Source organism: Paenibacillus terrae (assembly GCF_000943545.1).
Classification (GTDB): domain Bacteria; phylum Bacillota; class Bacilli; order Paenibacillales; family Paenibacillaceae; genus Paenibacillus; species Paenibacillus terrae_A.
This window is the reverse complement of record NZ_JTHP01000048.1, coordinates 18,571-28,540: the sequence shown is the minus strand read 5'-3', so window position 1 is coordinate 28,540 and position 9,970 is coordinate 18,571. Positions and strand designations below refer to the sequence as shown.

9 protein-coding genes are annotated in these 9,970 nt (G+C 41.8%); 8 read left to right on the top strand and 1 reads right to left on the bottom strand.

The genetic code is table 11. The features are described 5' to 3' along the window. The first annotated feature begins 81 nt into the window (after window positions 1-81). From QD47_RS20490 to QD47_RS20460, 7 genes are all read left to right on the top strand, one after another. On the top strand, window positions 82-1,449 hold the full coding sequence (locus tag QD47_RS20490; protein ID WP_044647866.1) for an extracellular solute-binding protein: 1,368 nt from the start codon (window positions 82-84) through the stop codon (window positions 1,447-1,449). Window positions 1,450-1,531: 82 nt separating this feature from the next. Then, window positions 1,532-2,470 carry a carbohydrate ABC transporter permease gene (locus QD47_RS20485; RefSeq protein WP_052646830.1) on the top strand — a complete coding sequence of 313 codons (939 nt, stop codon included), beginning with the start codon at window positions 1,532-1,534 and terminating at the stop codon, window positions 2,468-2,470. 10 nt (window positions 2,471-2,480) lie between these two features. After that, window positions 2,481-3,311, top strand: a complete 831-nt coding sequence (locus tag QD47_RS20480) for a carbohydrate ABC transporter permease (protein ID WP_052646828.1) — start codon at window positions 2,481-2,483, stop codon at window positions 3,309-3,311. After that, on the top strand, window positions 3,308-4,423 hold the full coding sequence (locus QD47_RS20475) for an ABC transporter ATP-binding protein (RefSeq protein WP_044647865.1): 1,116 nt from the start codon (window positions 3,308-3,310) through the stop codon (window positions 4,421-4,423). The genes QD47_RS20480 and QD47_RS20475 overlap by 4 nt, the downstream gene beginning before the upstream one ends. 18 nt (window positions 4,424-4,441) lie before the next feature. Further along, entirely contained in the window at window positions 4,442-5,245 is an 804-nt protein-coding gene (locus QD47_RS30150; RefSeq protein ID WP_052646826.1) for a histidinol-phosphatase HisJ family protein, read from the top strand. A gap of 462 nt (window positions 5,246-5,707) precedes the next feature. After that, window positions 5,708-6,571, top strand: coding sequence for an AraC family transcriptional regulator (locus QD47_RS20465; RefSeq protein ID WP_235332316.1), 864 nt, complete (start codon window positions 5,708-5,710; stop codon window positions 6,569-6,571). Between the two features lie 101 nt (window positions 6,572-6,672). Then, complete coding sequence (locus QD47_RS20460) at window positions 6,673-7,998, top strand: prolyl oligopeptidase family serine peptidase (protein ID WP_044647863.1); 1,326 nt, start codon at window positions 6,673-6,675, stop codon at window positions 7,996-7,998. A 101-nt stretch (window positions 7,999-8,099) separates the two neighbouring features. Here QD47_RS20460 and QD47_RS20455 read toward each other — a convergent pair whose 3' ends face one another. Next, complete coding sequence (locus tag QD47_RS20455; protein ID WP_044647862.1) at window positions 8,100-8,933, bottom strand: DUF4367 domain-containing protein; 834 nt, start codon at window positions 8,931-8,933, stop codon at window positions 8,100-8,102. Window positions 8,934-9,152: 219 nt separating this feature from the next. Between QD47_RS20455 and QD47_RS20450 the strand changes: the two genes are divergently transcribed. Beyond that, complete coding sequence (locus QD47_RS20450; protein WP_044647861.1) at window positions 9,153-9,563, top strand: YmaF family protein; 411 nt, start codon at window positions 9,153-9,155, stop codon at window positions 9,561-9,563. The last annotated feature ends 407 nt before the right edge of the window (window positions 9,564-9,970 follow it).

Sequence of the window (9,970 nt, the reverse complement as noted above, 5' to 3'; positions counted from 1 at the left end):
GTAATTGACACGGTTTTTACAATTCTCCGTTATAGTTTAGTTATGCCAGTGATAGCTGGAAAACGAGGAGGGTTTAGAAGCATGAAGAGGCTTGCACTTGGATTAGTTAGTGTAATTACAAGTATTACATTGTTAGCGGGATGTAGTACAGGCTCAAATTCTGGTTCGGTTACAGAGTCTTCTAGCAATGATGGGAATATGAAAGAGGTCGTGATCTCCGTTCGCGAGAACACATGGGGAGCGCGTAAGGACAATTTTATAGAAGCAGAAAAGCGTTTGAACGAAGAATTGAAGTCGAAAAATGTGCAGATCAAAATAGACTGGTGGCCTGGCGTTGGCGATGATGAGCTGATTTTGCAAGCGCAAGCTAAAAAAGTAGCAGATGTGTTTATTAACTCCAGCGTAGATATTGGGTGGCAGTTGAACGCCGGTCTAATCCGCGATGTGGATTGGGTTGGGACATCAGATGTGTTCAAAAACATGCCAAAATCCTACGATAACATTATGAAGTACCAAAACCACTACTATGGCGTTATTCAGGATATGGACGCTTCTCCCGTATTCATTAGCCGAAAGGCACTGGAAGGCTTGGGCTGGACAGCCGCGCAAATCGATGAGCTGAAGGCTCGCGTTGATGCCGGCAGTTTTACATTCGGCGAGCTTGTTGATCTTGCAGATGCGGCTGTTAAGCAAAAGCTGGTTAAGGTAGGCTTTGGAGTTGAGGATACCCGATTTGAGGGCTGGAATTATACATTCGGCAACTTCAATTATAATGCGGAACAGAACAAGATGGTGCTGTCGCCAAATACGCAGAAGGTCTATGAGTTTTGGTATGACGCACTGCAGCGCGGCGTAGTCACGGAGGGGATTGCTGATATTGATACGGACAAGGCTGCGGAGCTGTTCATTAAAGGCCAGTTATTCGCTGAATTTGCCCGTACTGAATTTTATCAAGTCATGCGTAAGCAACTTGGCATGGATGATGACTTGGCTGGCTATGAAAAATGGTTTAAGGAAAATGCCATCTGGATTCCGGTTCCGTCAGTTCAGCAGGGTGGAAAGCCTGTATCCTACAGCAATCCTGCGATGATCTATGTAGGAGCTAATGTGGATGATGAAAAGATGCCTTATGTTCAAAGGCTGATTGAGCATGTGCTGGATGCAGATCTGCAGATTAATCATACGCTTAAGAGCGGCAAGCTGCCTGTAACGGCGGCAGCACAGGAGGATCCTCGCTTCCAAAAAATGAGCTTCTACAAAGATCATGCTTATTTAATCGATTTTACGAAAACTCGCCCGGCTCAAATGGATTATGCGGTCTATATGAAATCTTTTACGCTTGGAATTGATGCTATTCTGACAAAAGGTCGAACAGCATCTCAAGCCTATGAGCTATTCAAAAAGGATGTACAACAAAATGTACCAGCGGACAGTCTCATTGTAGAATAACGATGATACAGAAAAGGTGCTCTGCTTGCATGAGCACCTTTTCTGTATATTTTCTTTATAGGAAGCAGGTGCAGATCTCATTATGGAGATCCCAGTGGCTTTGGCCAAGACGGCTTACAAGAAGCCTTTTACCAAGAAAGTGTACCCATATTTATTCATTATGCCCTTTGCTCTTCTGGTGCTAGTCTTTTTTATTCTTCCGGCTATTGCGACCATTATCATGTCCTTCACGGATTTGAATGCATCAATGAAAATCAACTTTGTTGGTTTGGATAATTTCAAGCGAATATTTTCCGATTACAGCATGCCTCAAATTTTATGGAACACCTTCATATTTGCAGTTATTACGCTCGTGTTCTCTTTGTTCTTTGGTTTATTTATATCGATTGCGACCCAATACTTCTTGAAGGGTAAATTTACGGCAGTCATTTATCGTGTCCTATGGTTAATTCCGAGCATCATTCCTGCTGTTGTATATGTTACGTTCTGGAAATATTTATTTGATCCTACGGATGAGGGGTTAATCAATAAGGTTCTGCTCTTATTCCAGCCAGATGGCGATCCCATTTCGTGGTTTACGAAAATCGCTATGGCTGTCGTGATCATTGCTACCATTGTATCTACAACTTCAGGCGGCATGATTCTGTTATCGGCTGCAATTAGCTCCATACCTGAAGATTTGTATAAGGCTGCCAAAGTAGATGGAGCAAGTGAAAAATCGGTCATCACTAAAATTATCCTTCCTTCATTAAAATGGCCGTTAATGTATATTACGATATCCGACCTTATCGGTTTTGTGTCCTCCTATTTCTTCATCTTGCTACTGACCAATGGCGGGCCTATGCGAGACACGACAACGTTATCTTTATATGCGTATCAGCAGGCCTTTAATTTAAAATATTATGGCTACGGTGCCGCTCTTTCTCTTGTGGTAGTTCTGATCTCGCTTATTTTGACATTATGGCTGCTGAGGCTGTTTGATTTCGATGAAATGATCAAGCCATCACGCATTGAAGATTAGGAGGGCCAAGATGTCGACAACTACTGTAAAAAAGCTGCTCGTGCACACATATCTGCTGTTATTCACCATGCCTATCGTTGGAATGATTATATGGTATTTTCTCTCGGCAACCTTTAATAGCACGACAGGCCAATTTTCACTGGAGAACTTCAATTTTGTCAAAGAACCTGTCGAGTATGCGGGGGTTAACCTGCCGGCGATTTGGCCTATTGTTCTAAATACATTAGTCTATTCGTTTCTTATTGTGGTGATTGAAATTTTTATTGCCGTACCTGCCGCATATGCATTCTCCAGGCTCGATTTCAAAGGAAAGCTGGGCGCAATGAAGTTCCTGTTCCTGATGCGCTCATTTCCAGGCATTACGCTCATTATCGCTACCTTTTTCATCCTTGTTCAAATGAATCTGGTGAACACGTACTTAGGCGTTATTCTCGTTGCGATATCAGGATCATTGCCAGGCAGAGTGTATATTATGAAAGGTTTCTTCGACGAGGTACCGTGGGATTTGGAATGGGCGGCTATGGTCGATGGATGTACGAGATTTAGAGCCCTCATGAAGGTGCTCGTTCCGTATGTATTGCCAGGCATCGGGGCGATTGCAGTGTTCGCCTTCTTAGGCGCCTACGGTGAATGGTTTCTATTCAAGCTTTTTATATTCGATGACAATATGCTGACGCTGGCTGGCTATCTGTCTCGTCTGGTAACGAAGGAAAATGTCATTATGAACTATGGATTGATCACGGCGATTGGTTTGTTTTACACGATTCCGCTAGTTGTGTTCTATATCTTTACTCAAAAAGTATTCCTGAAGGTCAATTTGGGAGGAGCAAAGCAGGTATGATTTCTCTTGTAAATATCGTGAAAAACTATGATGGTAAGCAAAACGAAAGCCGTGCAGTTGACGGGTTGAATCTTGAAATTGAAAAAGGTGAATTTGTTGCGCTGCTAGGTCCTTCAGGCTGCGGGAAAACGACTACACTTATGATGCTGGCTGGGTTACTGAAGCCAACTTCCGGGGAAATTTATTTTAAGGATAAGCTTGTCAATCATGTGGAGCCGAAGGATCGAAATATTGGTATGGTGTTCCAGTCCTATGCGCTTTATCCTCATTTGACGGTTCGTGACAACATCGCGTTTCCGCTTCGCGAGCGGAAAATGTCTAAGAAGGATGCGTACGAGCGTGCTCTGCAAACGAGTAAAATTTTGCAAATCGATCATCTGCTCGATCGCAAGCCTTCGCAGCTATCAGGCGGCCAGCAGCAGCGTGTCGCCATGGCGCGAGCATTGTCCAAGGACCCGGAAATTTTACTACTGGATGAGCCGATGTCCAATTTGGATGCGCGATTAAAATTGGATGTACGAGACGAAATTCGGAAAATCCAACGCAAATTAGGAGTAACGACTATTATTGTCACGCATGACCAAGAGGAAGCTTTAGCCATCTCTGATCGGGTAGCTATTCTGAACGGCGGAAAAATTCAGCAATACGCACCCCCGAATGAACTATTCCATCATCCGTCTAACCTGTTCGTCGCAAGCTTTCTAGGCAATCCGCCTATGAATTTGATTGACGGAACAGTGGAGCTGAGAGAGAACCGGCAGTGGGTGAAGACGAAACTGTTCGAATTGGAAATCCCTCCGGCGCGCAGGGTTGAGGAGCAGCACATAGGGAAAGCGGTTAAGCTGGGCGTACGTCCTCATGATTTGTTCTTTCCGGAGCAGCCCCATGAAGCATCTATTATGCTAAAAATTGATCTTATTGAGCATTTAGGTAATGGGCAATTGGTTAAAATGACGGATCCAGCTGGACAGTCCGATATTATGATTCGTTTACTGACCGATAACGAGAAACTGCTAAAGGAGCGCGAGACGGTCTTGATCGGCATTAGGCCAAATAAATTCCATCTGTTCGATATGACAGACGAAGGGCGCAATCTTTTGCAGTTTCAATAGAAATAGAAGGAGTAAAAGATGACAATACCCAATCTCTTAATCGATCAGCATGTGCATTCCTCCTATTCGCCTGACTCCAACTCAACGCTGGAGGTGCTTGTGCGATATGCGCTCGCACTGGGGAAGCCTGCTATCGTTACGACAGACCATTTAGAGTATGATTGCAAATATTTCAAGCAGGATGTTCATATTGACTGGAAGAGCTACCATAGTGAAGTGGAAGAGCTATTACTGCGTTATCCTATGGAGATTCGCAAAGGCATCGAGGTTGGCTTTCGAAGCGACTATAAAGACGTCATAAACGAATATTTGGCTCAGCGCGAGTTTGACGTCATTTTGCTTTCTGCGCATAATGATGGTTACCTTGACTTTTCCGAGAAGGCTTATCATGATCTGCCCATCCAGCAAAGGCTTAAACACTATTTTATGCAAGTAAGAGAGGCTATCGACCAGATGGATAATTATGATATCGTTGCCCATTTGGATTATGTTACGAGATATACGACTTATCCAGTTGATGAAGAAGATATTGTGGCTTGCAAACCTGTTTTGTATGATATTTTGAAGCTAATCATCGAGAAGGAAAAGGTGCTTGAGCTGAATACGACAGGACTATATCGACAAGGCTGGATTCACCCTCATCCGTATATTCTCGACATGTATGTGAATTTAGGCGGCAGAGCGGTATCCATTGGTTCGGATGCACATCAGGTAGGGGATGTTGAGCAAGGCTTTGCGGAAGCGATAGAGCTGCTGCATGGCCTAGGCATTCAAGAGGTTGTGCAATTTAAGAGAAGAGCGCCGTATTTGGTGTCCATATAGTAATAACAACCACTGTCAATGTAATGGCAGTGGTTGTTATTAGGATGGACAGGAGAACTCTGGCAATTAGCACCAGCGTTTTTTATGTGTTCAATACAGAACGTATGTTTGTATATAATAAGAGCGAATGTTCTATTTTGAGGTGGTTTGAATGCAGTGGTATATCGGTGGACTTAAAACACTAAAAATCAAAATGAAAGCGTTGACATAAATTTTAACCCACTATATACTTAGCTTAGTTAAATGAATAGTACTAGGATTGTTACTGTTACGCAGGCAAAACCTAAGGAACAAAATGTTAAGATCCAAGGATCTTATGTATTTTGTTGTACTTAGGTTTTTTTATTTATAGAAAGAGAAAGGTTAAATATAAGTGGTTTCGGCATTCTGCTGAAGCCATTTTCTTCTATATTACTATGTTCACATCTGAGAGGGGCGACAAACTTGGAGTACAAATATGAAATGGTCCAGGCAGACAATCATTTTCCGTTAAAAATTATAGTTCATTCCTCAAATGAACCAGTTTACATACCTGGGCATTGGCACGACAGCATAGAAATATCCTATGTGCTTTCAGGAAGAATTGATAATATCTATATTGATGGCGCGAATTATAGCTCCAAAGAGGGGGATATAGTGCTCATCAATTCAAATGCTATTCATTCCTTTTCTGTGGCTAAGGGAAAAGGAAGAGAGGCTATAACCGTTCTGATTCCTTGTGGATTTATTAAAGAAAATGTTAACGGCAGTAATCCCATTTCATTTGACTGTATATCCATTTTCGAAACCAACGAGCAGAGATTGCAGCAATTTGCGGAGCTGCGTGATTTGTTAAACACATTATTTGCAGCTTACCTCAACCAGAATAATGACCCTTTAGCACATATCCATTTAACGTCGCTATCCTATAAACTGGTGTATCTTTTGTTAAAGCATTTTAAAATCGACAACGAATCTATTCGCGCCATTAACTCCAATAAATATTTGGAGCGGCTGACGTTGATAACCGATTATATCAAAGAGAATTACGATGGGAGCTTATCACTGGATTCCATAGCTCAGGTTTTTGGGTTATCTCCCGAGTATTTGTCCCGTTTTTTTGTCAAGCATGTAGGGATGACTCTATTTCAATATATCAATGCCATCCGTTTGGAGGGATCTTTTCGTGTTCTTATGAATACGGATCATTCCATCATACAAATTGCGTTGGAGCACGGATTTCCGAACGAGAAATCTTTTGCCAGGGTATTTAAGAAGGTTTATCAGGTTACACCACATCAATATCGGAAAGGGAACAAGGGGTATTCTGGGGCCAGGAGTCAGTAATTGACCTTAATTAGGTTAATAAAAGGCGGGATGCAAATAAAAGAAATCATTAAAATAAATAATGTAAGCGTTTCACAAATGGACCTGGGAGGTACGACATCATGTTTAAACGGTTTAAAAAGGCTGCTAAAACAACCATGATATTTACTCTGGCTATCGGTACAACCCTTGCTTTCAGCTCCGGTGCATGGGCCAAGGATGCAAAGATACAGCCTGCCTCATACCGGACGGTTGCGGAGATTAAGGATTGGGGAGCAACCATTACGAAGATCATTGTTAACCTGGATAAGCCGGTACCTAAAGATGCGATAACAAAGGATACATTTAAGGTGCATGTAGAAAGAAGCGATAGCAGGCTGGTAAATCCCTTTATTGAGAAAGGCAACCGGAAGGTCACTAAGGCCTATGTATCGGACAAAAGCGGCAACCCTGTAAAGAAAACCGGAAACTACGTTGTGTTGGAAATGGAGATCGGCCCAACCATAACATTAGGCTCCGCTATTCATTATGATGCAGGTTCCGGGTTTAACGGATGGAATGATAACAAATACACGATCACGCAGCAAAAAGCTATTAAAACCAAATCAGGAACGATTTCCGGCTTGAAGATTGATACTTCCACAGGTGAGATACGGAAGCTTGTTGACCAATTAAAAACTGGCAAAGCTTCTTTTGACGGGGTTACTTTAACCTATGCGGACTATACGCCGGCAAAAGACAAAGTGAAAAACCCTCTAGTGATCTGGCTGCACGGTATGGGAGAGGGAGGCACAGATCCAACCATTCCGATTTCCGGCAATAAAGCAGCGAATTTTGCTTCTAAGGATATTCAATCCTATTTTGGTGGGGCTTATGTGTTGGCACCTCAGACTCCAACCTACTGGATGGATGGTTTTACAGGCTTTGGAGACGGAAGCTCCAAATATGAGCAAGCATTGATGTCCTTAATTAAGGATTACGTGGCCAAGAACAAAGACATTGATACAGATCGAATCTACATTGGCGGAGACTCCAACGGCGGTTATATGACTATGCTGATGATCCGTGATTATAAAGACTATTTTGCAGCAGCTATGGTCGTGTGTGAAGCCTTGAAGGATAGTCTTATAACCGATGAACAAATTAGCGAAATGAAGGATCTGCCGATCTGGTTTGTGGCCGCCAAAACCGACACCATAGTACCGCCTAACGATTATATGATTCCGACCTACAACCGTTTAGTGAATGCCGGAGCAAAGGATGTTCATATGTCGTTATTTGACAACGTAGTGGATACTTCCGGCTTGTACAAGAAGAGCGACAAAACACCGTATGAATACAATGGCCATTGGTCCTGGATTTACGTGTATAACAACGAAGTATCGAAGGTGATTAACGGAAAGAAAACAACGATGATGCAATGGCTAGCCTCCAAAACATTGGACTGAAAGGTATAGCTATGTAAATAAAAAGGTTATTTATCGTTAAACAGTAGAGCCTCTCATCAGCTTGTTAGAGTGATGGGGGGCTAGTTACTTCATAAATACTTTTATACAGACAACTGTTTCAGAATTTTTTCCAGGGTTTGAACGGATACGCCAGATTCCAAGAACAAGGAATAGCTTTTATTGTTTTGCGTCCATGCTGCTTGATTTACTACATTATTATTCCCCTTTATTGTGATGTCAGTACCATGTATATCCTTTTTGGAGACTTGACTATAAATTTCATAATTTCCGCTAATATCCTCGCTGCCTTCCGCTACTCTATAACGATTGGTATCTTTGCCATTGCTATAAAAAACTTCAACGATTGAATTGCTTATGACTTGGATCAAATCTTGCTTGTATTCATCAGTAAGGATTGAAGGTGCATAAGTTGCAAAGCCTACAGATTTTTCAGCAGCTTGTAATGTTTTAAATTCTACAAGCGGATTCGGAATTTGTACATTTTCCTCTTGTGGTGTATGAATAGTAATGGTTTGTTGGGTAACGTTAACCGTTTTAGGATTGGAGAAAAGAATATTGTATATTTTTACTGGAACATATACATTACCTTTTACAGTTGTAGGAGCAGCACCTAATTTGGTTGGGGCGGACATACCAATCGCATGGCTGCTTTGAACGTAGTAATTATCTGTACCGATCGTTAGTGTTGTTTTTACTGATCCATTATCTAAAACCAGGGTCCCTTTTTTATAGGCATGTAAGCTACCCAAATCCAGTTTTGTACCATTTGTTAAAATTTTGTATTGGCTCTGATTGTTTTGTTTAGCCTGAGTAACAGGTTGCTTTGCTATTAAAACGGGTTCTGCGGCAAAGGCTGCCTGTGCAGCAGAAAGTAAGATTAAAGCACAGATTGCGCTAATTGCTGTTTTTTTCATTTTAATGACTCTCTTTCAACTTGTTTGTTCAAGTTACTAAACGGAATAGCTTTATGAAATGTTGCACTCAAATGAAAAATATTCATTATAGTGAAAATCAACTTAAAGTAAGCCCTATTTCACAAAAATCCAGGTAATACGCCAATATTTCGTTTAGATTGAGCATTTACACTACCTCTTTCATAGTATGTAGCAGTTGATGAAGAGAGGAGGTTGCTGATGGAAATACCAGTAACAGGTTTTGTTGTACATTCCGGTGATTCCGACTCCAACCATTCGCATAGGCTTTTTATTACTTCGTGGGACGGTAGACCAGTTAATAATGATCACGTGCATCCTTTTAAAGGGACTACATCATTTGATGTGGGACACTGCCACCATTACGCTGGTGTAACAAAGCCGGCTCCAAGTGGTGTTCCGCATGTTCATCATTATTATGCGGAAACATCATTTAACGATCAACATAAGCACATTATTAGAGGAACAACAGGACCAGCCATTCGCTTGCCAGGAGGCGGTCATTACCATCGCTTCGAAGGATGTACCACAGTAAACGGTAGAATTCCTCACGTTCATAAGTACGGTGGAAGTACTGGAGATGAGGAAGAATGCCGACCTCAATCGTTTTGAAAAGCCCATCCTCCAATATACCAATCGCACAACATGGACGGCATGATGTGAAAATGCCAAAAACCCTTGTTGTAGCAAGGGGTTAGGAGATGTTAACTCTGATCAGATTTTTTTGAGGCTCTCATGAGTTCGTTGAACTTTTGAGTAGCCTTTTTTCTTTGGTTTGATTACATGCAAATAAGACGGCTCATTATATCTCAGAGCGCGCCTCCAGACAGACCATCTGCTAGAAGATTCAATCCAAAATAAAAAATGTAATCCGAGAAAAACATTAGACGTAAAAATGATGCTCCAACCTTTCTCTGTCTTCTGAGGAAGCGCCCAAATACTTGAAGCAGCAGCAAAGAATCCAGATGATGATTAGCTATCACTCATTTGAGTGGCTTTTTTTATCTTACATCTTTATG